Source organism: Burkholderia sp. NLJ2 (assembly GCF_049487195.1).
GTDB lineage: Bacteria > Pseudomonadota > Gammaproteobacteria > Burkholderiales > Burkholderiaceae > Burkholderia > Burkholderia pyrrocinia.
On record NZ_CP137808.1, the window covers coordinates 2,608,561 to 2,633,055 of the forward strand.

Genomic DNA, 24,495 nt, shown 5'->3' on the forward strand with positions numbered 1-24,495 from the left:
ACGCACCCGCGCGAATCTGCGGGCCCGCTCCTCCCCTCTTCAGTCACGCAACCACCCGGATCGTCAGAACGACGAACCGGGTTCGCGAAGAAACGCCAACTCCTCATCGGTCGACGCACGGCCGAGAATCGCGTTCCGGTGCGGAAAACGACCGAAGCGCTCGACCACGGCCGCATGCCGCAGTGCGAAGCGGTGATAGCTCGCGCATCCTGCCTCGTCGCGAATGCCCGCGCACAGACGCACGGCTTCCTGCTGGCTCTCGGCCGATTCGTCGTGTTCGAACGGCAGATACGCGAACGCGCGGTGATGGCCGCTCGGCAGCTGCGCATCCCAGCCGGCCGCGACGATGCGGCGTGAGAGCGCGAGCGCCTTCGGATCGGCGGCAAACGCGCGCGGCGTGCCGCGATGGATGTTGCGCGAGAACTGGTCGAGCACGACGATCAACGCAAGCGCACCCGACGGCGAACCGGCCCAGTGATCGCAGGCGCCGTCGCACGCGGCATCGAGCAGCGCGCCGTAGCGCGTGCGCAGCACATCGTCGAACGCCGCGCCGCCGTTGAACCAGATCTTGCGTTCCTGCCCGAATTCGGCCGAGCCCGGCTCGCCGAACCAGAAATCCAGAATCTCCCGCGCTTGCGGATCCAGCGCCGCCGCGCCCACCACCCCGGTGTCGATCGTCATGCAAACTCCAGTACGAGGCGCCGCGTGCGGGCGCTCTTCTTTTCAAGTTTCGCGACGCGCAGGTCGCCGATTTCCGACGTGTTGCGCACATGCGTGCCGCCGCACGGCTGCAGGTCGACCTGCTCGATGCGCAGCAGCCGCACGCGACCGAGGCCCATCGGCGGCTTTACGCTCATCGTGCGCACGAGTTCGGGTCGCTCGGTCATCTCGTCGTCGGTGATCCATTCGGTCGTGACCGGATGCGCGCCGACGACCAGGCCGGCAAGGCGCCGCTCGACGTCGGCGCGGTCGATCGCGTCGGACGTCGCGAAATCGAGCCGCACGTAGTCGGCCGTCACGCTGCAGCCGTCGACCGCGTACGGCAGCACCGCGCACATCAGGTGCGCGGCCGTATGCAGGCGCATGTGCCGGTAGCGGCGCGGCCAGTCGATCTCCGCCACCACGCGCGTGCCGGGCACGAGCGCCGCGACGCGCGCCTCCTGCCCCGGTGCCGGCACGTGCACGGCGTCGTCGGGCGTCGCGCCGTCGAACTTTGCCTTGCGCGTATCGGCGATCGCGATCGTGCTGCCGTCGGGCAGCGTCAGCGTGCCGGTGTCACCGGCCTGGCCGCCGCCGAGCGGATAGAACACGGTGCGGTCGAGCCGGATGCCGTCGTCGCCGACAGCCTCGACGACCGCATCGCATTGCGTGAGGTACGCATCTTCGCGAAACAGCGCTTGTGTCGTCATCGGGCGAGCCTCGTATCGATTGGGGGAAACGGCCAGTGTCGCGCCGTGCGGCGTGCGCGCCCAGACGCAAATCGTCCCGCACACGGGCAGCGGCGTACCGGTCGATCAACCGGGCCGGTTGCGCATCCAGTCGGCCGTGTCGTAGAACGAATGCATGAGCCGCTCGCGCAACGGCTCGGGCAGCCCGACATCCTCCATCGCCCACGCCATGCAGCGCAGCCACTGGTCGCGCTCGACCGACGCGATCGGGAACGGCAGGTGCCGCGCGCGCAGCCGCGGATGGCCGAACCGGTCGATGTAGTGGTCGGGCCCGCCGAGCCAGCCGCACAGGAACCAGAACAGCTTGTCGCGCGAACCGTCGAGCGATGCCGGGTGCAGCGCGCGAATCTGCGCGAACTCGGGCTCGAGGTCCATCAGGTCGTAGAAGCGGTCCACCATTTCGCGCACGCGGGCTTCGCCGCCCACGAGCTCGAACGCCGTCGGCTGCGACGGCGCATCATCATTCACATCGGTCATACGGATAGTCGGAAAACGGGATCTTCGGGGCCGCCGGCGACGCTCATGCGTCGCGCAGCGACTGCAGCGCGGGGCGCCGCAACACATTATGCAGGCTCAGCCAGCCGGCCGCACCGGCGCACGCGATGCCGGCCGCGATGCCGGCCGGCACGAGCCACGGATCGACGGCGAGCCGGAATTCGAACACGCGCGACGCGAGCACCCAGCCGACCGCGATCGCGCCCGCCGACGCCAGCGCGCCGGCCAGTGTCCCGACCACGACGAATTCCGCGCGCTGCACCGCGCCCACCTGCGCGCGCGACGCGCCGAGCGCGCGCAGCAGAGCGGCCTCGCGCACCCGTTCGTCGCGCGAGCCGGCGAGCGCCGTGTACAGCACGAGCACGCCGGCAGCGAGCGTAAATGCAAACAGGAACTGCACCGCACCGACCACCTGCAGCATCATCCGCTGCAACTGCGCGAGGATCGGCGCGACATCGATCGCGGTCAGGTTCGGGTAGCGCGCGATCAGCGGATCGAGCAGCGCGGCGTTCGATGCGGGCAGATGGAAGCTCGTGAGGTAGACGGCCGGGAAATCCTTCAGCACCGGCGGCGGCATCAGCACGAAGAAGTTGACGCGGAACGTGCCCCAGTCGAGCTTGCGCACGCTCGTGACCGGCGCGTCGACCGTCAGCCCTGTCACGTCGAAGCGCAGCGTGTCGCCCGGCTTCACGTTCAGCATCTTCGCGAGGCCGGCCTCGATCGAGATCTGCGGCGTGGCCGCGGTGCCGAACCAGTCGCCTTCGACGATCCGGTTGTCGGACGGCAGCTCGGTCGTATAGGACAGGTTGAACTCGCGGTCGACGAGCCGGCGCGCCTCGTCGGACGGATACGCGTCCGGATTCACCGGCTTGCCGTTGATCGCGACGAGGCGGCCGCGCACCATCGGCGCGGGCACCGCGTCGCGCACGCCGTGCGCGACCAGATAGGCCGCGACGTCGTCGCGCTGGTCGGGCTGGATGTCGATCAGGAACTGGTTCGGCGCGTCGGGCGGCGTCGACTGCCGCCAGCCCGCGACGAGGTCGTTGCGCGTGATCGCGATCAGCAGCAGGCACATCAGGCCGAGCGCGAGCGCGGTGATCTGCAGCGCGCTGGCCGTACCGCGCCGGTGCAGCGACGCGAGCGCATAGCGCCAGCCGACGCCCGCGGCCACGCGCGCGTTGCGCACCGCCCGCGCGGCGGCGAACAGCACGAGCCGCGCGATCAGCGCGAAACCGACCAGCGCGCCGGCGAAGCCGCCCGCGACGATCAGGCCGAGCTTCAGGTTGCCGGCGGCCGCGATCAACAGCCCCGCGAACAGCACGACGCCGATCGCATACGCCGCCCACGCGGTGCGCGACGCATCGCCCCACTCGCGGCGCAGCACGCGTACCGGCGGCACGCGCGTGAGCGGCACGAGCGGCGGCAGCGCGAAGCCGAGCAGCAGCACCAGCGCTGCGCCCACCCCGATGAGCGCCGGCCACGGCGTGGGCGGCGGCAGCACGACGTCGATCAGGCCGCCGAGCGCGGCCAGCAATGCCCAGTGGCCGCCGTAGCCGAGCACCGCGCCCGCGGCGCCCGACACGATCCCGATGCCGACGAATTCGAGCGTGAACAACGCGCCGAGCGTGCGGCGGCTCACACCGAGGCAACGCATCGTCGCGCAGCCGTCGAGATGGCGCTGCATGTAGCGCTGCGCGGCCATCGCGATCGCGACCGCCGCGAGCAGCGCGGTCAGCAGTGCGACGAGCGTCAGGAAATGGCGCGCGCGATCCAGCGTCTGCCGCACCTGCGGCTGGCCTTCCTGCAGCGACTCGAGACCGACGCCGCGCAGCTTCCCGCCGTCGACGCGTTCGTGCGCATAGGTTTCGAAGCGCGTGACAGCCTGCGCGTCGCCGGCAACCAGCAGCCGGTACGTGACGCGGCTGCCGTAGCCCGTGAGCCCCGTCGCGGCGAGCTCGTCCGCGCGCATCATCAGCCGCGGCGAAAAATTGACGAACGAGAAACCACGATCGAGCTCGCGGGAGATCGACGCGGCGACCGTGAACGTGCGCAGCCCGACGCGCACCGTATCGCCCGCCTTCAGGTGCAGCGCGTCGAGCAGCGCGGGATCGGCCCACACGGTGCCGGGCGCGGGAATCGCGTCCGCCTTGTGCGCGGCAGCGGCGCCGGCCGGCAGAATCTCGACCGCGCCGCGCAGCGGATACCCGGACGACACGGCCTTCACGGCCGCGAGGCGCGCAGGCGCAGCGTCGGTCGCCGGCCCGGCCGCGGCGGACGCGATCATGCTCGGGAAAATCGCGGTCGTCGCGGTACGCAAGCCAAGCGCGCGGGCCTGGCGGTCGAACGACGGATCGACGGGACGGTCGGCGCGCACGACGAAATCGGCGCCGAGCATCTGGCGCGCGTCGCGCTCGAGCCCCTGGCGCAGCCGGTCGGCGAGAAAGCCGACGCTCGTCAGTGCCGCGACCGCGAGCACCAGCGCGAGTACGAGCAGCGTCAACTCGCCCGCGCGCCAGTCGCGCGCGGTCATCCGTGCGGCCTGGCGGATCAGGTCGCGCAGGCCGAAACGGCCGGCATGCGCGGGCATGTCATGGCCGGGTTGCCCGGCCGGCGGCTGCGCCGCGTGTTGCCGCCCCTTCAATCGCGCTTCCCCCCGATCGAGTTGAGCCGCGACACCATGTGGTTCGCCATCCCGCGAAAGCCGCCCGACACGCCGCGCCACAGGCGCGGCAGCGCCCAGGCCGAAGCGGCGATGAAGGCAGCGAGCAGCACGAGGAACGCGAGCGGGACGAAGAACGCGAGGACGAGCCCGCCGACCACGAGGCCGTCTTCGGTCGACGACGCGACCCAGTTCGAAATCGGTTCGGGAGACAGGTTGATCAGCGCGCGCGTACCGGCCTTCGCCACGTGCGCGGCGCCGGCAAGCGAACCGCCGGCGAGCCCGGCGACCGCCAGCACGGTCGGATCGGCATGGCCCAGGGCGCCGGCCGCGAGCACGGCGCCGGCCGGGATTCGGATGAAGGTGTGCACGGCATCCCACAGCGAGTCGAACGCGGGGATCTTGTCGGCGAGGAATTCGGTGAGGGTGAGCACGGCCGCGGCGCCGATGACCCACGGCGACATCAGGACGGCCAGCGTGTCGGGCAGATGGAGCCAGCCGACCCGCGCCAGCACGCCGGCGATCAGCACCGTCAGGTACAGGCGCAGCCCGCTCGCCCACGCGAGCCCCGCGCCGAGCGAAATGGCTTCGATCATGGCCCTCTCCTTGCACTTTCCGTGCGCTTTGCCGATCGATCGGATCGGGTCGGTCAGACCGGCCGCGCGGCGCGTGGCGACCGGCGCCGCATGCCGCGAACGGCACAACGGCATTCAGGCCCGAATGCGTTCCATTATAGACAGGTTGGAACCTGTTCCCGCTAATAACGGGCTTGCGCCGGCCACCAGACGGGCCGAGCGCAAGGGATGCGGCGACCAACGGAAGTCCCGGTGGGACGAAGCGAATACTCGACGTATTCGCGACGCGCATGACGCCGCGACCGGCCCTTCCGGTGGCCAGTCCCACACATGTTTTTTCCCAAACAGGGGAACGTGCCGTGCCGGCGCAATTCCGCAGTGCGGGGTACGGGCGCAGCGCGCCCGGGATCCCGTCGTCCGGGACTCCGGCGTCAGGCGGCCGACGACAGCTTGAGGCCGACCAGCCCCGCGACGATCAGCGCAGCGCTCGCGACGCGCGCGACGGTCAGCGCCTCGCCCATCATCACGATGCCGAACACGAACGCGCCGACCGCGCCGATGCCCGTCCACACCGCGTACGCGGTGCCGAGCGGCAACTGGCGCATCGCGACCGCGAGCAGCCCGAAGCTGGCCAGCGCCGTCACGATCGTAAACACCGACGGACCGAGCTTCGTGAAGCCGTCCGACGATTTCATGCCGGCCGCCCAGGCCACTTCCAGCACACCGGCAATCAACAACAATACCCACGCCATCTCGACGTACTCCGTATCGGATGGGGCCGTCCCCGTTGAAGCGAATGACCCGGGGTCGTCCCCGGGCGGCGCCGAGTATAACAAGAGGCTTACGGATAGGCGGGACGCGGCGCACGGCCGGCGGCCGATCCGGGGCAGGATCGGCCGGGCCCGATCAGTTCGACATCAATTCGACACGCGCTTCGGCGCGACGCCGCCGACGCAGCGGTCGTCGCGGTACAGCGCCCACTCCTCGCACACGCGGCCATCCTTGAACATGCACATCCCGACCTGCCCGCTCGGCAGGCTGCGGATCACGTGGCGACCGCCGAGCTTCTCGCAGTTGACCGACGCGGGATTGGCGAGCGCGGCCTGCGCGGGCGGCTGTTGCCCCGGCGGCAGCGGTTGGGCGTACGCGCCGGGCGCAGTCAGCGCCAGCGCACAAATGACGGCCAGACGGACGGACATTGCACGCTCCTCGTTTTTGTTCGCGGAACGGTCAGCATAACGGGGAATGCACGGCCGGTGTGCAAGGCCGGCGCCGGCCGCGCGACTGTCGCGCCGACGCAACCGTGCCGGCGCGCGGCGTCACGCCAGCCCGGACTGCCGGCGCCGGGCGATGCCCGTCACGCGGCGCCGACCAGCCGGTAGCCGACGCCCGTCTCGGTGACGATGTATTCGGGCTGCGCCGGGTCGCGCTCGAGCTTCTGGCGCAGGTGCGCCATATAGATGCGCAGGTAGTGATGGCTCTCGACGTGCGACGGCCCCCATACGTCGCGCAGCAACTGGCGGTGCGTGAGCACGCGCCCAGCGTGCCGCACGAGCGTCGCGAGCAGCCGGTATTCGAGCGGCGTCAGGTGCACGATCTCGCCGTCGCGCCATACCTGGCGCAGCGCGAGATCGACGGACACGGTGCCGAAGCCCACCTTCGGCGACTCGTTCGCGCCGCCCTGGTTGCGCCGGCGCAGTTGCGCGCGGATCCGCGCGCGCAGCTCGGACACGCCGAACGGCTTGGTCAGGTAGTCGTCGGCGCCCGCGTCGAGCGCCGCGACTTTCTCGTCTTCCTGCGTGCGCGCGGACAGCACGATCACCGGCACCTCGGACCAGCCGCGCAACTCGCGGATCACGTCGAGGCCGTCGGTATCGGGCAGGCCGAGGTCGACGATCACGAGATCGGGCTTGCGCGTCGCCGCGTCGATCAGCCCCTGCTTGCCCGTCTCGGCCTCGAACACGGCGATGTCCTCCTCTTCGAGCGCGGCACGCACGAAGCGGCGGATCTGCTTTTCGTCCTCGATCAGGACGACGGTCAGGCTGGGTTCACTCATGGTCTGGCAATGACTCGGATGGGGACGATGCGCCCGGCACGTCGGATTCGTCGTCGGGCACGGCGGGCGCGGCCGGCGGCGTCTCGACCGGCAGCGTGAACCAGAAGCGCGCGCCCGTCACGTGGCCGTCGGGCGCAGTGCGGTTGAGCGCGCCGATTTTACCGCCGTGCGCCTCGACGATCGCACGGCAGATCGCGAGGCCGAGCCCGATACCCGGCGTCGCCGACTCCTTCTCGCCGCGCGTGAACTTGTCGAAGATCCGCGTTTCCATGCCGGCCGGCAGGCCCGGGCCGTGATCGTCGACGTGCACGCGCACGAACGGGTTCCCGTAGGGCAGGCCGTCGTCGCTGACGCGCTCCGCGCCGATGTCGATCGGCGTATCGGGCGGCGTGTATTTCGCCGCGTTCTCGAACAGGTTGGTGAACAGGCGCTCCATCAACACCGCGTCCATCTGCAGCAGCGGCAGGTCCGCTGGCAGCGCGACGCGCGCGGGATGGCGCGCAAGCACGCGCTTGCACGCGGCAAGCGCCGCGCCGACGGTTTCCTCGAGCAGCGACCACTGGCGCTTGAGCTGCAGGCTGCCGGCCTGCAGCCGCGCCATGTCGAGCAGGTTCGTGACGATGCCCGTCATCCGCAGCGCCTCGTCGTGGATCGCGTCGACGAGTTCGCCCTCGCGCTGCGCGAAGCGTTCGGCCGCCGCGGCATCACCGCCCTGCGCGGCCGCGCGTCCGTTCGCGAGCATCGACGAGAAGCCGACGATCGTCGTGAGCGGCGTGCGCAGGTCGTGCGAGATCGCCGACAACAGCGAGTTGCGCAGCCGCTCGGACTCCATGTTGACGAGCGCGTCGCGCGCGATCTCGACGTAGTGCACGCGTTCGAGCGCGAGCGCGATCTGCGCGGCGAATGCATCGAGCATCCGCTGCTGCTCGGGCACCTCGAGTTCGCGCGGCTCGCGCGACGCGACCGCGAGCACGCCGCGCGTGCGCATCGGCGCCTTCAGCGGCAGGTACAGCGCGACCGTCGCGGGTAGCGTGTCGGTGCCGCGGCCGGCCGGCTTCTGCTGGTCGTACACCCACTGGCCGACGTCACAGTCGAGATCGGCGCCCGTCAGCGTGACGGCCGCATCGGGTTCCTCGATCTTCTGGCGCACCTTGTCCGCGCTGTCGGGCAGCAGGAACGCGACGCGCGCGCGGAACACCTCGCCCACGTGGCGGCTGCCGATCTCGACGATCTGCTCGGTCGTCAGCGCCGCGCCCAACTCGCGCGCCATCGCGTAGATCGCGCCGGTGCGGCGCTCGCGGCGCTGCGCGACGCTCGCCTGGCGCGTCAGCGTCGACGTCAGGTGGCTGATCACGAGCGACGTCAGCAGCATCCCGAAGAAGGTCAGCAGGTATTGCGTGTCGCTGACCGAGAACGACATGCGCGGCGGCACGAAGAAGAAATCGAATGCGGCCACCGACAGGAACGACTGCAGCACGCCCGGGCCGCGCCCGAGCCGCACCGCAGAGAACACGACGCCGAGCAGGTACAGCATCACGAGGTTCGTGAGGTCGAGCCGCTCGGACACGACGTTTGCGACGACGGTGATCGCCGCGCAAATCGCGGCCGCGTACATGTAGTGCCGCGGCGGCGAACGGTGCGTGCCGAACTGCGCGAACGCATCGCGCCAGTCGCGCGCGCGCGGGTCGAGCGGCGCCGCGCGTGCCTCGTCGCTCGCGGACGCGCGGATCAGCATCAGGTCGACGTCGCCTGCGCGTTCGGCAAGCTGTTCGCCGAACGGCCGCGCGAAGCGGCGCACGAGCCCGACCTTCGGCGAGCCGCCCGCGACGATCTTCGACACGTTGCGCACCTTCGCATAGCCGATCAGCGCGGCGACCGCGTCGGCGCCGGCGAGCGTGGCGGTTTCAGCGCCGAGCTCGGCCGCGAGTTTCAGCGCATCGAGCGTGCGCTGCCGCTGCGCGTCGGGCAGCCGCTGCAGGCGCGGCGTCTCGACATACACGGCGATCCAGTCGGCTTTCAGGCTTGCGGCGAGCCGCGCGGCCGCGCGCACGAGCGTCGGCGCTTCGGCGCCGGGCCCGACGCACACAAGTAGCCGCTCGCGCGCCTGCCAGATACGCTGGATCGAACGGTCGGCACGGTATTCGCGCATCTGCGCGTCGACTCGGTCGGCCGTGCGCCGCAGCGCCAGTTCGCGCAACGCGATCAGGTTGCCCTTGCGGAAGAAGTTGCGCACCGCGCGCTCGGCCTGCTGCGCGAGATAGACCTTGCCGTCGCGCATCCGCTCGAGCAGCTCCTCGGCCGGCAGGTCGACGAGCGTGACCTCGTCGGCCGCGTCGAACACGCGGTCGGGCACGGTCTCCCACACGCGGATGCCGGTGATCGCACCGACCACGTCGTTCAGGCTTTCGAGGTGCTGGACATTGACGGTCGTATATACGTCGATGCCCGCGTCGAGCAGTTCGTAGACGTCCTGCCAGCGCTTCAGGTGCCGTGCGCCCTGCACGTTCGAGTGCGCGAGTTCGTCGACGAGGATCAGTTGCGGCTGGCGCGCGAGCGCGCCGTCGAGATCGAATTCGGCGAGCGTGCGGCCGCGATAGTCGATGCGCGCGAGCGGCAGCACGTCGAGGCCGTCGAGCAGCGCGGCGGTTTCACTGCGGCCGTGGGTCTCGACGATGCCGACGACGACGTCGATGCCTTCCTGCAGGCGCTGGCGCGCGGCCTGCAGCATCGCGTAGGTCTTGCCGACGCCAGCCGATGCGCCGAAGAAGATCTTGAGCTGGCCGCGACGCTGCTTTTCTTCGTCTCGCTGCAGCTTGTCGAGGAGTTGGTCTGGATCGGGACGGTTCATGCGTCAGGAAAGCGAAGCGCACGGATGCGCGCGAGTACGAGCATTGTTGTTCCAAATCGCCGCAAAAGGCAAAGACGGCGCACGCGCCGTCGGGAAAAAGCGCATTCGACGCGGCTCGGGCCGCGCCGGATGCCGGTTGCCGGGCCGTGCGCCCGGACGCGCGATCAGTGCGCGGCCTGCGCCGCGTCGAGCGCGAGGTTCAGCTTCAGCACGTTCACGCGCGGCTCGCCGAGCACGCCGAACTGACGGCCCGTCGTGTTCGCGGCGACGAGTTGCGCAACCGCGTCGGGCGCCAGGTTGCGGGCCTTCGCGACGCGCTCGACCTGGTACGCGGCAGCAGCCGGCGTGATCTCCGGATCGAGGCCGCTCGCCGACGCCGTCACGAGGTCGACCGGCACGGGCTTCGACATGTCGGTGCCGGCGTCGCGCAGCGCGGCGATGCGCCCCTTCACCTGGTCGGCGAGCGACGGGTTCAGCGGGCCGAGGTTCGAGCCGCCGGAGCCGGTCGCGTTGTACGGCATCGGCGCCGTGGCCGACAGCCGGCCCCAGAAGTACTTCGGCGCATCGAACTGCTGGCCGATCAGCGCGGAGCCGACCGCCTTGCCGTCCTTCTCGATCAGGCTGCCGTTCGCCTGCGACGGGAACACGGCCTGGCCGAACACGGTCATCACGGCCGGGTAAGCGAGCCCCGTCACGGCGGTCAGTACGACAAAGATCACGACGAGCGGACGAATCAACGTTTTCATGATGTTTCCTTCAAGACCTCAGGCCCAGCCGAGTGCGGCGAGCGTCATGTCGATCAGCTTGATGAACGGGAACGGCAGCAGCACGCCGCCGAGGCCGTAGACCAGCAGGTTGCGGCGCAGCAGCGACGCGGCGCCGAGCGGCCGGTACGTGACGCCCTTCAGCGCGAGCGGGATCAGCGCGACGATGATCAGCGCGTTGAAGATCACCGCCGACAGGATCGCGGACGCCGGCGACGTCAGGTGCATGATGTCGAGCACGCGAAGTTGCGGGTACGTCGTCACGAATGCGGCCGGGATGATCGCGAAGTACTTCGCGATGTCGTTCGCGATCGAGAACGTCGTCAGCGAACCGCGCGTCATCAGCATCTGCTTGCCGATCTCGACGATCTCGATCAGCTTCGTCGGGTTCGAGTCGAGGTCGACCATGTTGCCGGCTTCCTTCGCGGCCTGCGTGCCCGTGTTCATCGCGACCGCGACGTCGGCCTGCGCGAGCGCCGGCGCGTCGTTGGTGCCGTCGCCGGTCATCGCGACGAGGCGCCCCGCCGCCTGGTGCTCGCGGATCGTCGCGAGCTTGGTTTCCGGCGTCGCTTCCGCGAGGAAATCGTCGACGCCCGCTTCCGCCGCGATCGCCGCGGCCGTCAGCCGGTTGTCGCCCGTCACCATCACGGTCTTGATGCCCATCTTGCGCAGTTCCGCGAAGCGCTCCTTGATGCCGCCCTTCACGATGTCCTTCAGCTCGATCACGCCGAGCACGCGTGCCGCACCCTCATGCAGGTCGGCCACGACGAGCGGCGTGCTGCCGCGGCGCGCGACCTCGTCGACCGCGCGGCGCACTTCTTCCGGGAAGCGGCTGCCGTGCGTCTCGACGTAGCGGCGGATCGCATCGGCCGCGCCCTTGCGGATCTCACGGCCGGGCAGGTCGACGCCGCTCATCCGCGTCTGCGCGGAGAAGCCGAGGAACGTCGCATGCAGTTGCGCCATGTCGCGCTGGCGAATGTTGAAACGTTCCTTCGCGAGCACGACGATGCTGCGGCCTTCCGGCGTTTCGTCGGCGAGCGACGACAGTTGCGCGGCATCGGCCAGCGCTTCCTCGGTCACGCCCGGTGCGGGCACGAACGTCGATGCCTGGCGGTTGCCGAGCGTGATCGTGCCGGTCTTGTCGAGCAGCAACACGTCGACGTCGCCGGCCGCTTCCACCGCGCGGCCCGACGTCGCGATCACGTTCGCCTGCATCATCCGGCTCATCCCCGCCACGCCGATCGCGGACAGCAAGCCGCCGATCGTCGTCGGGATCAGGCACACGAGCAGCGCGACGAGCGCGGTGATCGTCACCACGTGGCCGGCCTTCATCGCTTCGACCGAGAACATCGAGAACGGCAGCAGCGTCGCGGTCGCGAGCAGCATCACGATCGTCAGCGCGACGAGCAGGATCGTCAGCGCGATCTCGTTCGGCGTCTTCTTGCGCTTCGCGCCTTCGACCATCGCGATCATCCGGTCGAGGAATGCCTCGCCGGGGTTCGCGGTGACCTTCACGACGATCCAGTCGGACAGCACGCGCGTGCCGCCCGTCACCGACGAGAAGTCGCCGCCCGATTCGCGGATCACCGGCGCGGATTCGCCGGTAATCGCCGATTCGTCGACGGACGCGACGCCGTCGACGACCTCGCCGTCGGCCGGGATCACGTCGCCGGTCTCGACGAGCACGATGTCGCCCTTGCGCAGATCGGACGCGGTCGTGATGCGGATCGGCGACTTCGGATGCGGCTCGTTGAGCTTCTTCGCCATCACGTCCTTCTTCGCGCTGCGCAGCGATGCGGCCTGCGCTTTCGAGCGCCCTTCGGCGAGCGCTTCGGCGAAGTTCGCGAACAGCACCGTGAACCACAGCCACAGCGCGATCGCGAGGATGAAGCCCGACGGCGCCTCGGCCTGGCCGGAGAGCGCCGCGATCCACAGAATCGTGGTCAGGATGCTGCCGACATACACGCAGAACATCACCGGGTTGCGGAACTGCGTGCGCGGCGTGAGTTTCTTGAACGAGTCCACGATCGCCGGGCGCAGCAGCGCCGGATCGAACATGGACCGTGTTGCGGAATGTTGAGTCATTGCGATCTCTTCAATCTCTTCAGTCTTTTCAATGTGTCGCCATGCGGGCGCGCATTACGCGCCCAGCCACATCATCAGGTGCTCGACGCCAGGGCCGAGCGCAAGCGCCGGCACGTAGGTCAGCGCGCCCACCAGCAGCACGGTGCCGAGCAGCAGCACGACGAACAGCGGACCATGCGTCGGCAGCGTGCCGCTCGTCGCCGCGATGCGCTTCTTCGCGGCGAGCGAGCCGGCGATCGCCAGCACCGGCACGATCGTGCCGAAGCGGCCGAACCACATCGCGATCGCGGTCATCCAGTTGTAGAACGGCGTGCCGACCGTCAGGCCCGCGAACGCGCTGCCGTTGTTGTTCGCGGCCGAGCTGAACGCGTACAGGATTTCCGAGAAGCCGTGCGGGCCCGGGTTCGCGATGCCGGCCTTGCCGGCATCGGCGAGCACCGCGATCGACGTGCCGACCAGCACGAGCAGCGGCGTGAGCAGCACGACGATCGATACCATCTTCATCTCGTACGACTCGATCTTCTTGCCGACGTATTCCGGCGTGCGACCGATCATCAGGCCGGCGACGAACACCGCGAGCAGCGCGAACACGAGCATCCCGTAGAGGCCCGAGCCGACCCCGCCGTAGACCACCTCGCCGAGCTGCATCAGCAGCATCGGCACGAGGCCGCCGAGCGGCGTCAGCGAATCGTGCATCGTGTCGACCGCACCGCACGACGCGGCCGTCGTCGCGACGGTGAAGATGCCGGTCTGCGCGATCCCGAAGCGCGTTTCCTTGCCTTCCATGTTGCCGCCGGGCTGCAGCGCGCTCGTCGACTGGTCGACGTGCAGCGCGGCGAGCGTCGGGTTGCCGCCCTGCTCGGCGCTCACCTCGGCGCCGATCGCGATCACGAACGCGACCGTCATCGCCGCGAGCACCGCGATGCCTTGTCGGCGGTCGCCGATCACGCGGCCGAACACGAGACACAGCGCGGCGGGGATGATCAGGATCGCGAAGATCTGGATGAAGTTCGCGAACGGCGTCGGGTTCTCGTACGGATGCGCGGAGTTCGCGTTGAAGAAGCCGCCGCCGTTGGTACCGAGCATCTTGATCGCTTCCTGCGACGCGACCGGGCCCATCGCGAGCGTCTGCTTCGTGAGCGGGGTCGGCACCGTCACCGGGTTGCCCTTGTCGTCCTTCACCGGGTTGCCCTGCGCGTCGAGCTTCGGCGCCGCATAGGTGCTCGCCTGCAGCACCGGCACGTCCTCGTACGCCTTCATGTTCTGGATCACGCCCTGGCTCATCAGCAGCGCGGCGATGATCACCGACATCGGCACGAGCACGTACATCGTCACGCGCGTGAGGTCGACCCAGAAGTTGCCGATCGTCTGCGCGGTATGACGCGCGAAGCCGCGGATCAGCGCGATCACGACGACGATGCCGGTCGCCGCCGACAGGAAGTTCTGCACGGTCAGGCCGAGCATCTGCGTCAGGTAGCTGACGGTCTGCTCGGGTGTGTAGTCCTGCCAGTTCGTGTTGGTGACGAAGCTGACGGCCGTGTTGAATGCGCCGTCGACCGTCATCGCGCCGAACTGCTGCGGGTTGCCGGGCAGGAAGCCCTGCAGGCGCAGCAGGCCGTAGAGGAACAGCGCGCCGAGCGCGTTGAACGCGATCGTCGCGATCGCGTACTGTTTCCAGTTCATTTCGCTGCCGGCATCGACGCCGGCGATGCGGTACAGCACGCGCTCGAGCGGCGCGAACACGCGCACGACGCGCGAGCTGCCGTCCATCACCGCCGTCAGGTAGCGAGCGACCGGCACGGCCGCCGCCAGCAGGACGACGATAAAGAGCAGCGTCTGCAACAGGTTGTTCGCGTTCATTCGATGTCCTCCGCGCGCAGCAGCGCAAAGACGAGATACGCGAACAGCAGCGCGGTGGACGCGCCTGCCAGCCAAAGCATCCAGGTCATGCTCGCCCCCCGCGACCGTATTGCACGAGCTTGTCGCAACCGGCAATCAAACCGAGGATCAGCGCGGTGAAAAGCACCAGGGCGCCGATAAATACCCCATCCATTTTTGTGTTCTCCGTCGTCGAAATCAGACGACTAGAACCTTATGTGAACGTACGTAAAGGACGGGTCAAAGGTATCGGGGCGGATATAAAAAACGCGTAAACGCGAAGCGGGAGAAAAACGGAGGCAGGACGGGCGGCGCCGCAGCGCCGCCCGCGAAGGCGCGTGCCGGCATGGCGCCGGCACGAGGGGGACGGTCAGGGAACGAGGATCGTCGAGCCGGTGGTCTTGCGCGCTTCGAGATCTTCATGCGCGCGGCCGACTTCCGCGAGCGGATAGCGCTGGTTGATGCTCGTCTTCACCTTGCCCGACAGGATCACGTCGAACAGTTCGGCGGCCGCGGCTTCGAGATCGGCGCGCTTCGCGATGTACGAGAACAGCGTCGGCCGCGTGAAGAACAGCGAGCCGCGCGACGAGAACTCCTTCGAGTCGATCGGCGGCAGCGGGCCCGACGCGTTGCCGAAGCTGACGAACAGCCCGAGTGGCGCGAGGCTGTCGAGCGAGCCGACGTAGGTATCCTTGCCGATCGAATCGTAGACGACCGGCACGAGCGCATCGTTCGTGATCGCCCTCACACGCTGCGTGAAATTCTCGCGCGTGTAGACGATCGGGTGGTCGCAGCCGTGCGCTTTCGCGAGTTCGGCTTTCTCGTCGGAGCCGACCGTACCGATCACGGTCGCGCCGAGCGCCTTCGCCCACTGGCAGACCAGCAGGCCGACGCCGCCCGCCGCCGCATGGATCAGGATCGTGTCGCCGGCCTTGACCGGATACGTGCGGCGCAGCAGGTAGTGCGCGGTCAGGCCCTGCAGCATCACCGACGCCGCGTCGTCATAGCCGATGCCGTCCGGCAGCTTGACGAGGCGATCGGCGGGCAGCACGCGCTCCTGCGCGTACGCGCCGGGCGACGACCACACATAGGCGACACGGTCGCCGGGCTTGAACGCGGTCACGTCGTCGCCGACAGCCGTCACCTCGCCGGCCGCCTCCATCCCGAGCCCGGCGGGCAGCGGCTGCGGATAGAGGCCGGTGCGGAAATACACGTCGATGTAGTTGAGCCCGACCGCATGCTGCTTGACGCGGACCTGGCCCGCCTGCGGCTCGCTGACCTCGACGTCGACCCACTTCATCACATCCGGGCCGCCTGCCTGGTCGTATCGGATTGCTTTCGGCATCGTTTCGCTCCTCGTCTGTCTATCTGTCAGGAAAAAATCCGGGTCGTCGATGCGCGGGCCGGCCGAATCATGCAGGAACCGGGCGGCAGGTGCGCGTCGCGACGCGACGATTCTCGCGCGTGGCAGCGATCCGTGCATGGCCCTGCCGTCAGCAGGGGCAATCGGGCCCTACGTCCTGCATGACGCGTGCACGCGCGCGGTGATGTCGGGGGCGTGCGGCTGCGCGGTCATCGGGTCGCGCAGGAATACAAAAACCGCACGAAAACCTAAAGACAGGTTCACGCATGCCGTTAAGCCAGAGGTCGGTCAATTCGCACCGACGCGCAGATACGCCATCAAAAACATTACATTCAAACCGAGGATCCTAGTCATGCGCATTCCCATCATTGCATCCATACTGCTTGCCCTTGCCTCCTACACTGCGCAAGCGGCGACCTCTATCACGATCGATGCGAAGCAGAATTGCATTCAAAATGCGATCACGCCAGGTCCGTCGTACGGCAATTCGGCTACCGTCCAACTCGCGCCCGGCCGGTACGTGATGTCGCTTTCGACGAACACCATGAGCTGCACGGGCGGGAACGGCTGCCTGATCGATACCGTGCATTTGGTCGGTGGCATGGGCAGTGCGCGATGGGGCATGGCGGTGACGAAGCAGCCAACCGTGGTCGACGTCGGCGGCAACGCGACCGCCCTCACCCTCTGGAGCTTCATCACCGACGACGTCTGCGCCGACAACAGCGGGCAGGCCACCCTGTTGATCCAGACGGTCAACTGACCCGCGAGCGGCGGTTAAAACCGAAAAGCAGGCAAACAACCGACGACGAACGTATCGTCACGATCGTTCGTCTCCTCCAGCGTCAGCAAACGTCCTGCATGCTCCGCGCCAGATCGTCGAGCAGCATCCGCGCGGTCGCGACGTTGGTCGCGATCGGCACGTCGTGCACGTCGCACGCGCGCACGAGCGCGGTGATGTCGGGATCGTGCGGCTGAGCGGTCATCGGGTCGCGCAGGAACACGACGATGTCGACGCGGCCTTCGGCCAGCTCGGCGCCGATCTGCAGGTCGCCGCCGAGCGGCCCCGACAGCTTGCGCTCGACCTCCAGCCCGTGCGCGGCCGCGATGCGGCCGCCCGTCGTGCCCGTCGCGACCAGCCGGCATTGCGCGAGCGTCGCGCGGAATTGACCCGCGAGCGCGACGATCTCGTCCTTCTTCGCGTCGTGCGCAATCAGTGCGATGCGGGGTTTGCTCATCTCCGGTTCCTTCGTCGTTCGGTTGTTGTCGTGATCGTGAATCGGGAGCGCGTCAGAACGTGCCCGGATACGCGCCGCCGTCGAGCAGCCAGTTCTGCCCGGTGATATAGCCGGCATGTACGCTGCACAGGAACGCGCACGCCGCGCCGAATTCCTCGCGCGTGCCGAGGCGGCCGGCCGGGATGTCCTTCGTGCGCCGCGCGCGCATTTCGTCGACCGTCACGCCCTGCGCCTGTGCCGACGCGGCAAGCGTCGTCGCGATCCGGTCGGTGTCGAACAGCCCCGGCAGCAGGCTGTTGATCGTCACGCCCTGGCCGGCGACCTTGCGCGACAACCCCGCGACGAAGCCGGTCAGCCCCGAGCGCGCGCCGTTCGACAGCGCGAGCACGTCGATCGGCGCCTTCACGGCCGAACTCGTGATGTTGACGATCCGGCCGAAGCCGCGCGCGATCATCCCGTCGATGGTCGCGCGGATCAGCTCGATCGGCGTCAGCATGTTCGACTCGAGCGCGCGGATCCAGTCGTCGTGCGAGAAGTCGCGGAAGTCGCCCGGCGGCGGGCCGCCCGCATTGTTCACGAGAATGTCCGGCTGCGGGCACGCGGCGAGCGCGGCCGCGCGCCCGTCGGGCGTCGTGATGTCGCACGCGACCGCCGTGACCGACACGCCGGACGCCGCGCGGATCGCGTCGGCGGTGGCGTCGAGCGTGTCGCGCGTGCGCGCGACGATCACGAGGTTCACGCCTTCCGCGGCCAGCGCTTCCGCGCAGCCGCGCCCGAGGCCCTTGCTTGCCGCGCACACGAGCGCGGTCTTTCCTGCGATGCCGAGATCCATCGTCGATTCCCTGGTGGCGACGCGCGCCGATGCGGCCCCCGGTGCGGCCCCGTTTCGCGCCGGTGGGCGGGCGAACGGGCGGGCGCGGCGCGCGGATTGTCGTGAGACGTCGATAATATCCGGATCATGCGACGCGCCTTGGTAAAATTGCGGCCATAAGTGACGGCCGGCTTGCGCCCGCCGTCGCCCCGTTCCCCTTTTGCCGCCAAGGCGCCTCCGTCATGAAACAGGACAGCCGTTTCCCGAATCTCTTCATCCTCGATCACCCGCTGATCCAGCACAAGCTCACCCACATGCGCGACAAGGACACGTCGACGCGTACGTTCCGCGAGCTGCTGCGCGAGATCACGCTGCTGATGGGCTATGAGATCACCCGCAACCTGCCGATCACGACCAGACGGGTCGAAACCCCGCTCGTCGAGGTCGACGCGCCCGTGATCGCGGGCAAGAAGCTCGCGATCGTGCCCGTGCTGCGCGCGGGCATCGGGATGTCGGACGGCCTGCTCGACCTGGTCCCGTCCGCGCGCGTCGGCCACATCGGCGTGTACCGCGCCGACGACCACCGCCCGGTCGAATACCTCGTGCGCCTGCCCGACCTCGAGGACCGCGTCTTCATCCTGTGCGACCCGATGGTCGCGACCGGCTATTCGGCCGTGCATGCGGTCGACGTGCTCAAGCGCCGCAACGTGCCGGCCGCGAACATCATGTTCGTCGCGCTCGTCGCCGCGCCCGAAGGCGTGCAGGTGTTCCAGGACGCGCACCCGGACGTGAAGCTGTATGTGGCTTCGCTCGACTCGCACCTGAACGAGCACGCGTATATCGTGCCGGGCCTCGGCGACGCGGGCGACCGCCTGTTCGGCACCAAGAACTGACGCGCCTGCGCGGCCGCGCGGCGGGCCGTCGGATGTCCCCCGGCGGCCTGCCCGGCCGTTCGGCCATGCGCGGCGGCCCCGATCCGACGGTCGCCGCGTGATAAAATCTCGATCCACTCGACACGCGCGGCCCCGCGGCTTCATGCCCGCCGAAACGGCCGCCGATTCAACGACACATTGGCACACTCGCCCGCGCAGCGCGCCCGGGCACGGAGAAAGGTATGGCTGGTCATTCGAAATGGGCCAACATCAAGCATAAGAAGGCAGCGGCCGACGCGAAGCGCGGCAAGATCTGGACTCGCCTGATCAAGGAAATCCAGGTCGCGGCGCGCCTCGGCGGCGGCGACGTCAACTCGAATCCGCGCCTGCGTCTCGCGGTCGACAAGGCGGCCGACGCGAACATGCCGAAGGACAACGTCAAGCGCGCGATCGATCGCGGCGTCGGCGGCGCGGACGGCGCGAACTACGAGGAAATCCGTTACGAAGGCTACGGCATCAGCGGCGCGGCGATCATCGTCGACACGCTGACCGACAACCGCACCCGCACGGTCGCGGAAGTCCGCCACGCGTTCTCGAAGTTCGGCGGCAACATGGGCACCGACGGCTCGGTCGCGTTCATGTTCGATCACGTCGGCCAGTTCCTGTTCGCGCCCGGCACGTCGGAAGACGCGCTGATGGACGCCGCGCTCGAAGCCGGCGCGAACGACGTGAACACGAACGACGACGGCTCGATTGAAGTGCTGTGCGACTGGCAGGAATTCTCGAAGGTGAAGGACGCGCTCGAAGCCGCCGGCTTCAAGGCCGAACTCGCCGAAGTGACGATGAAGCCGCAGAACGAAGTCGACTTCACCGGCGACGACGCGGCGAAGATGCAGAAGCTCCTGGACGCGCTCGAGAACCTCGACGACGTGCAGGACGTGTATACGAACGCCGTCATCGTCGAGGAATGAGATGCCGGCCGCCGTGCTCCTGTCGCGGCGGCGGCCCGACCGAATCCGCGGCCGGCGCGCCTGAGCGTGCCGGCCGCCCTGTTTTCTAGTCTGCGGGGAATCCCATGAAACTACTCGTCGTCGGTTCCGGCGGCCGCGAACATGCGCTGGCGTGGAAGCTCGCGCAGTCGCCGCGCGTCCAGATGGTCTACGTCGCACCCGGCAATGGCGGCACGGCGCAGGACGAGCGTCTGAAGAACGTCGACATCACGTCGCTCGACGAACTCGCCGATTTCGCGGAAAGCGAAGGCGTCGCGTTCACGCTCGTCGGGCCGGAAGCACCGCTCGCGGCCGGCATCGTCAACCTGTTCCGCGCGCGCGGCCTGAAAGTGTTCGGCCCGACCCGCGAAGCCGCGCAGCTCGAAAGCTCGAAGGATTTCGCGAAGGCGTTCATGAAGCGTCACGGCATCCCGACGGCCGACTACGAAACCTTCTCCGATGCTGCCGCGGCCCACGCGTACATCGACGCGAAGGGTGCGCCGATCGTCGTGAAGGCCGACGGCCTCGCGGCCGGCAAGGGTGTCGTCGTCGCGATGACGCTCGAAGAGGCGCATGCCGCCGTCGACATGATGCTGTCGGGCAACAAGCTTGGAGACGCCGGCGCGCGCGTCGTGATCGAGGAATTCCTCGACGGCGAGGAAGCGAGCTTCATCGTGATGGTCGACGGCAAGCACGCGCTGGCGCTGGCTTCCAGCCAGGACCACAAGCGCCTGCTCGACGAGGACCGCGGCCCGAACACCGGCGGCATGGGCGCGTATTCGCCCGCGCCGATCGTCACGCCGCAGATGCACGCACGCGTGATGCGCGAGATCATCATGCCGACCGTGCGCGGGATGGAGAAGGACGGCATCCGCTTCACGGGCTTCCTGTATGCGGGCCTGATGATCGACAAGGAAGGCAATCCGCGCACGCTCGAGTTCAACTGCCGGATGGGCGACCCGGAAACGCAGCCGATCATGGCGCGCCTGAAAAGCGATTTCTCGAAGGTCGTCGAGCAGGCGATCGCGGGCACGCTCGATACGGTCGAGCTCGACTGGGACCGCCGCACCGCGCTTGGCGTCGTGCTGGCCGCGCACGGTTATCCGGACGCGCCGCGCAAGGGCGACCGCATCAACGGGATCCCGGCCGAGACCGAACAGGCCGTCACGTTCCATGCGGGCACGACGCTCGGCGACGGCGACAAGCTCGTGACGTCCGGCGGCCGCGTGCTGTGCGTGGTCGGCCTCGCCGATTCGGTGCGCGAAGCGCAGCAGCATGCTTACGACACGATCAACCAGATCAATTTCGAAGGCATGCAGTACCGCCGCGACATCGGTTTCCGCGCGCTCAACCGCAAGAGCGTGTGACGATCGCTTCGGGCGCGCCGCAACGCGGCGCGCCGCGAGGGGCCTGTTCCCGCTAATAACGGGCTTGCGCTGGCCGCCAGAAGGGCCGAGCGCGAGGAATGCGACGAAGCGAATACTCAACGTATTCGCAAGGAGCATGACGCGGCGATCGGCCCTTCTGGCGGCCAGCCCCAGGATGGAATTTTTGTTAGTTTCGGGAACGTGCCTTGCCGGCCGCATTGCGGCGTTGCTCGTCGCTTGTTTGGCTCGGCCAAACGGCGCTCCTCGCGCCTTGCACTACGACCGGCAAGGCACGTTCGCAAGCCCGTTATTAGCGGGAACAGGCCCCTCTGCCGGGGTTCGATAGAATGCCCGGCAGATGCCTTTTTTACGGCTCCCGCTTCGGGCGGGGGCACCCAGTCCAGACATGACCGATTCGACCTACGACGTGGCGCGCGTGCGCACGTACCTCCAGGGCCTGCAGACACGCATCGCCGACGCGCTCGGCGCGCTCGACGGCACGCCGCTCGCGACCGACGCCTGGCAGCGCGGGCCGGCTGAACGCCTGCGCGGCGGCGGCTGCACGCGGATTCTGGAAGGCGGCCGCGTGTTCGAACGCGCGGGAATCGGCTTTTCGGACGTCTCGGGCGACGCGCTGCCGCCGTCGGCGAGCGCGGCCCGCCCGCAACTCGCGGGCCGCGGCTTCGAGGCGCTCGGCGTGTCGCTCGTGCTGCACCCGCGCAATCCGTACTGCCCGACCGTGCACATGAACGTGCGGATGCTGATCGCGACGAAACCGGGCGAGGAGCCCGTGTTCTGGTTCGGCGGCGGCATGGATCTGACACCAGTTTACGGTTTCGAGGACGACGCGCGGCATTTCCACCAGACCTGCAAGGATGCGCTCGACCCGTTCGGCGCCGAACTCTACCCGCGCTTCAAGAAATGGTGCGACGAGTATTTCTTCCTGAAGCACCGCAACGAGATGCGCGGCATCGGCGGGATCTTCTTCGACGATTTCTCCGAGCCCGGTTTCGAACGCTCGTTTGACCTGATGCAAAGCGTCGGCGATGCGTTCCTGCAGGCCTACCTGCCGATCGTCGAGCGCCGCGCCGACCTGCCGTACGGCGAGCGCGAACGCGACTTCCAGGCGTATCGCCGCGGCCGCTACGTCGAATTCAACCTCGTGTTCGACCGTGGCACCCTGTTCGGCCTGCAAAGCGGCGGCCGGACCGAGTCGATCCTGATGTCGATGCCGCCGGTCGCGAACTGGCGCTACAACTGGCAGCCCGAACCGGGAACGCCCGAAGCGCGCCTGTACAGCGACTTCCTCGTGCCGCGCGACTGGGTCTGAGCCCGCGCGCCCCGCTGCCCCAAGAAAAGGACGCGTTTCTGGACACCATCGCCCGCCCCGCCCCGCTGCCGCGTCGTATCGGCCTGCTGGGCGGCACTTTCGACCCGATCCACGACGGCCATCTGGCGCTCGCGCGCCGGTTTGCCGAGCTGCTCGGCCTGACCGAGCTCGTGCTGCTGCCCGCCGGGCAGCCGTACCAGAAACGCGACGTGTCGGCCGCCGAGCATCGGCTCGCGATGACGCGCGCGGCCGCGGATTCGCTCGTGCTGCCGGGCGTGACCGTGACCGTCGCCACCGACGAGATCGAGCACGCCGGCCCGACCTACACGGTCGACACGCTCGCGCGCTGGCGCGAGCGGGTCGGCCCCGACGCGTCGCTGTCGCTGCTGATCGGCGCCGACCAGCTCGTGCGCCTCGATACGTGGCGCGACTGGCGCAAGCTGTTCGACTACGCGCACATCTGCGCGTCGACGCGTCCGGGCTTCGAGCTCGGCGCGGCGTCGCCGGACGTCGCGCAGGAAATCACCGCGCGGCAGTCCGGCGCCGACGTGCTGAAGGACACGCCGGCCGGCCGCCTGCTGATCGACACGACCCTCGCGTTCGACATCGCCGCGACCGACATCCGCGCGCACCTGCGCGAATGCATCGCGCGCCATGCGCAAATGCCCGATGCGTCGGCCGAGCATGTGCCGGCCGCCGTATGGGCCTATATTCTTCAACATCGCCTCTACCACACCTGATTCCATGGATATTCGCAAACTGCAGCGCGTGATCGTCGACGCCCTCGAAGACGTCAAGGCGCAAGACATCAAGGTGTTCAACACCAGCCACCTGACCGAACTGTTCGACCGCGTGGTCGTCGCATCGGGCACCTCCAACCGCCAGACCAAGGCCCTCGCATCGAGCGTGCGCGACAAGGTCAAGGAAGCCGGCGGCGACATCGTCAGCTCCGAGGGCGAGGAAACGGGCGAATGGGTGCTCGTCGACTGCGGCGACGCGATCGTGCACATCCTGCAGCCGGCCCTGCGCCAGTACTACAACCTCGAGGAAATCTGGGGCGACAAGCCCGTGCGGATGAAGCTCGGCGGCGGCAAGGGCCAGAACGGGTTCGCCACCGCAAGCGAAGACGAGGACGACGAGGAAGAAGCACCGGCCCGCCCGGCGCGCAAGACGGCCGCCCGCCGCCGCTAAGTCGTTACGAATCGTCCCGATGAAGCTTTTCATCCTCGCGGTCGGCCACAAGATGCCGGGCTGGATCGCATCCGGCTTCGACGAATACACGAAGCGGATGCCGCCCGAACTGCGCATCGAGCTGCGCGAGATCAAGCCCGAACTGCGGTCGGGCGGCCGTAGCGCCGAAAGCGTGATGGCGGCCGAGCGGCAGAAGATCGAGGCCGCGCTGCCGAAGGGCGCGCGCCTCGTCGCGCTCGACGAGCGCGGCCGCGACTGGACCACGATGCAACTCGCGCAGGCGCTGCCCGGCTGGCAGCAGGACGGCCGCGACGTCGCATTCGTGATCGGCGGCGCCGACGGGCTCGATCCGGAACTGAAAGCGCGCGCCGACGTGCTGCTGCGCATCTCGAGCATGACGCTGCCGCACGGGATGGTGCGCGTGCTGCTCGCCGAACAGCTTTACCGGGCGTGGAGCATCACGCAGAATCACCCCTACCACCGCGCATGACGTGTCGTCCTCGAGACGCGCGCCGCGCGCGCTCACCGA

At 68.7% G+C, this 24,495-nt stretch carries 24 protein-coding genes; 8 read left to right on the top strand and 16 right to left on the bottom strand.

Features of this window, described 5'->3' with window-relative positions; all coding sequences use genetic code 11:
* Positions 1 to 63: 63 nt before the first annotated feature.
* The 14 genes from R9B84_RS12015 to R9B84_RS12080 all read right to left on the bottom strand — a co-directional run bounded on the left by R9B84_RS12015 (position 64) and on the right by R9B84_RS12080 (position 16,153).
* Positions 64 to 681 carry a DUF924 family protein gene (locus tag R9B84_RS12015; protein ID WP_423758115.1) on the bottom strand — a complete coding sequence of 206 codons (618 nt, stop codon included), beginning with the start codon at positions 679 to 681 and terminating at the stop codon, positions 64 to 66.
* Positions 678 to 1,409 (bottom strand): alanyl-tRNA editing protein, encoded by a 732-nt coding sequence (locus R9B84_RS12020; protein WP_423758116.1) that lies wholly within the window; start codon positions 1,407 to 1,409, stop codon positions 678 to 680. The genes R9B84_RS12015 and R9B84_RS12020 overlap by 4 nt, the downstream gene beginning before the upstream one ends.
* Before the next feature lie 105 nt (positions 1,410 to 1,514).
* Positions 1,515 to 1,925: a group II truncated hemoglobin gene (locus tag R9B84_RS12025; RefSeq protein WP_017331548.1), complete on the bottom strand. Its 411-nt coding sequence runs from the start codon at positions 1,923 to 1,925 to the stop codon at positions 1,515 to 1,517.
* 43 nt (positions 1,926 to 1,968) lie between these two features.
* Positions 1,969 to 4,530, bottom strand: a complete 2,562-nt coding sequence (locus R9B84_RS12030; protein WP_423758117.1) for an ABC transporter permease — start codon at positions 4,528 to 4,530, stop codon at positions 1,969 to 1,971.
* 50 nt (positions 4,531 to 4,580) lie between these two features.
* Positions 4,581 to 5,198, bottom strand: coding sequence for a DUF4126 domain-containing protein (locus tag R9B84_RS12035; protein WP_034190778.1), 618 nt, complete (start codon positions 5,196 to 5,198; stop codon positions 4,581 to 4,583).
* 410 nt (positions 5,199 to 5,608) lie between these two features.
* On the bottom strand, positions 5,609 to 5,929 hold the full coding sequence (gene sugE / locus R9B84_RS12040; protein WP_031401940.1) for a quaternary ammonium compound efflux SMR transporter SugE: 321 nt from the start codon (positions 5,927 to 5,929) through the stop codon (positions 5,609 to 5,611).
* A gap of 165 nt (positions 5,930 to 6,094) precedes the next feature.
* Positions 6,095 to 6,376 (bottom strand): DUF333 domain-containing protein, encoded by a 282-nt coding sequence (locus R9B84_RS12045; RefSeq protein ID WP_096471407.1) that lies wholly within the window; start codon positions 6,374 to 6,376, stop codon positions 6,095 to 6,097.
* Between the two features lie 158 nt (positions 6,377 to 6,534).
* Complete coding sequence (kdpE, locus tag R9B84_RS12050; protein ID WP_423758118.1) at positions 6,535 to 7,233, bottom strand: two-component system response regulator KdpE; 699 nt, start codon at positions 7,231 to 7,233, stop codon at positions 6,535 to 6,537.
* Positions 7,226 to 10,081 (bottom strand): DUF4118 domain-containing protein, encoded by a 2,856-nt coding sequence (locus R9B84_RS12055; protein WP_423758119.1) that lies wholly within the window; start codon positions 10,079 to 10,081, stop codon positions 7,226 to 7,228. The genes kdpE and R9B84_RS12055 overlap by 8 nt, the downstream gene beginning before the upstream one ends.
* A gap of 164 nt (positions 10,082 to 10,245) precedes the next feature.
* A complete protein-coding gene (gene kdpC / locus R9B84_RS12060; protein ID WP_423758120.1) occupies positions 10,246 to 10,827 on the bottom strand; it encodes a potassium-transporting ATPase subunit KdpC in 582 nt (193 codons plus the stop codon).
* Positions 10,828 to 10,845: 18 nt separating this feature from the next.
* Positions 10,846 to 12,930, bottom strand: coding sequence for a potassium-transporting ATPase subunit KdpB (gene kdpB, locus R9B84_RS12065; protein WP_423758121.1), 2,085 nt, complete (start codon positions 12,928 to 12,930; stop codon positions 10,846 to 10,848).
* Between the two features lie 54 nt (positions 12,931 to 12,984).
* Positions 12,985 to 14,790 carry a potassium-transporting ATPase subunit KdpA gene (gene kdpA / locus R9B84_RS12070; RefSeq protein WP_423758122.1) on the bottom strand — a complete coding sequence of 602 codons (1,806 nt, stop codon included), beginning with the start codon at positions 14,788 to 14,790 and terminating at the stop codon, positions 12,985 to 12,987.
* Positions 14,787 to 14,879 (bottom strand): K(+)-transporting ATPase subunit F, encoded by a 93-nt coding sequence (kdpF, locus tag R9B84_RS12075; RefSeq protein WP_006752209.1) that lies wholly within the window; start codon positions 14,877 to 14,879, stop codon positions 14,787 to 14,789. The genes kdpA and kdpF overlap by 4 nt, the downstream gene beginning before the upstream one ends.
* Before the next feature lie 299 nt (positions 14,880 to 15,178).
* Positions 15,179 to 16,153 carry a quinone oxidoreductase family protein gene (locus R9B84_RS12080; RefSeq protein WP_423758123.1) on the bottom strand — a complete coding sequence of 325 codons (975 nt, stop codon included), beginning with the start codon at positions 16,151 to 16,153 and terminating at the stop codon, positions 15,179 to 15,181.
* Positions 16,154 to 16,523: 370 nt separating this feature from the next.
* Here R9B84_RS12080 and R9B84_RS12085 point away from each other — a divergent pair, with 370 nt between their 5' ends.
* Entirely contained in the window at positions 16,524 to 16,931 is a 408-nt protein-coding gene (locus R9B84_RS12085) for a hypothetical protein (protein ID WP_423758124.1), read from the top strand.
* 82 nt (positions 16,932 to 17,013) lie between these two features.
* Here the strand turns inward: R9B84_RS12085 and R9B84_RS12090 are convergent, their stop codons facing one another.
* Positions 17,014 to 17,406: a methylglyoxal synthase gene (locus R9B84_RS12090; protein ID WP_423758125.1), complete on the bottom strand. Its 393-nt coding sequence runs from the start codon at positions 17,404 to 17,406 to the stop codon at positions 17,014 to 17,016.
* Between the two features lie 52 nt (positions 17,407 to 17,458).
* Complete coding sequence (locus R9B84_RS12095; protein WP_072440755.1) at positions 17,459 to 18,238, bottom strand: SDR family oxidoreductase; 780 nt, start codon at positions 18,236 to 18,238, stop codon at positions 17,459 to 17,461.
* A 221-nt stretch (positions 18,239 to 18,459) separates the two neighbouring features.
* Between R9B84_RS12095 and upp the strand changes: the two genes are divergently transcribed.
* The 7 genes from upp to rlmH all read left to right on the top strand — a co-directional run bounded on the left by upp (position 18,460) and on the right by rlmH (position 24,456).
* Positions 18,460 to 19,110 (top strand): uracil phosphoribosyltransferase, encoded by a 651-nt coding sequence (gene upp, locus R9B84_RS12100; RefSeq protein ID WP_423758126.1) that lies wholly within the window; start codon positions 18,460 to 18,462, stop codon positions 19,108 to 19,110.
* Between the two features lie 221 nt (positions 19,111 to 19,331).
* Complete coding sequence (locus tag R9B84_RS12105; RefSeq protein WP_423758127.1) at positions 19,332 to 20,060, top strand: YebC/PmpR family DNA-binding transcriptional regulator; 729 nt, start codon at positions 19,332 to 19,334, stop codon at positions 20,058 to 20,060.
* A 104-nt stretch (positions 20,061 to 20,164) separates the two neighbouring features.
* A complete protein-coding gene (gene purD / locus R9B84_RS12110; protein ID WP_034184846.1) occupies positions 20,165 to 21,445 on the top strand; it encodes a phosphoribosylamine--glycine ligase in 1,281 nt (426 codons plus the stop codon).
* Positions 21,446 to 21,851: 406 nt separating this feature from the next.
* Positions 21,852 to 22,775: an oxygen-dependent coproporphyrinogen oxidase gene (hemF, locus tag R9B84_RS12115; RefSeq protein WP_423758128.1), complete on the top strand. Its 924-nt coding sequence runs from the start codon at positions 21,852 to 21,854 to the stop codon at positions 22,773 to 22,775.
* Between the two features lie 14 nt (positions 22,776 to 22,789).
* Positions 22,790 to 23,515 carry a nicotinate-nucleotide adenylyltransferase gene (locus R9B84_RS12120; protein WP_423759993.1) on the top strand — a complete coding sequence of 242 codons (726 nt, stop codon included), beginning with the start codon at positions 22,790 to 22,792 and terminating at the stop codon, positions 23,513 to 23,515.
* Positions 23,516 to 23,519: 4 nt separating this feature from the next.
* Positions 23,520 to 23,966, top strand: a complete 447-nt coding sequence (gene rsfS, locus R9B84_RS12125; protein ID WP_047898649.1) for a ribosome silencing factor — start codon at positions 23,520 to 23,522, stop codon at positions 23,964 to 23,966.
* A gap of 19 nt (positions 23,967 to 23,985) precedes the next feature.
* Entirely contained in the window at positions 23,986 to 24,456 is a 471-nt protein-coding gene (gene rlmH, locus R9B84_RS12130) for a 23S rRNA (pseudouridine(1915)-N(3))-methyltransferase RlmH (protein ID WP_006484265.1), read from the top strand.
* Positions 24,457 to 24,495: the final 39 nt, after the last annotated feature.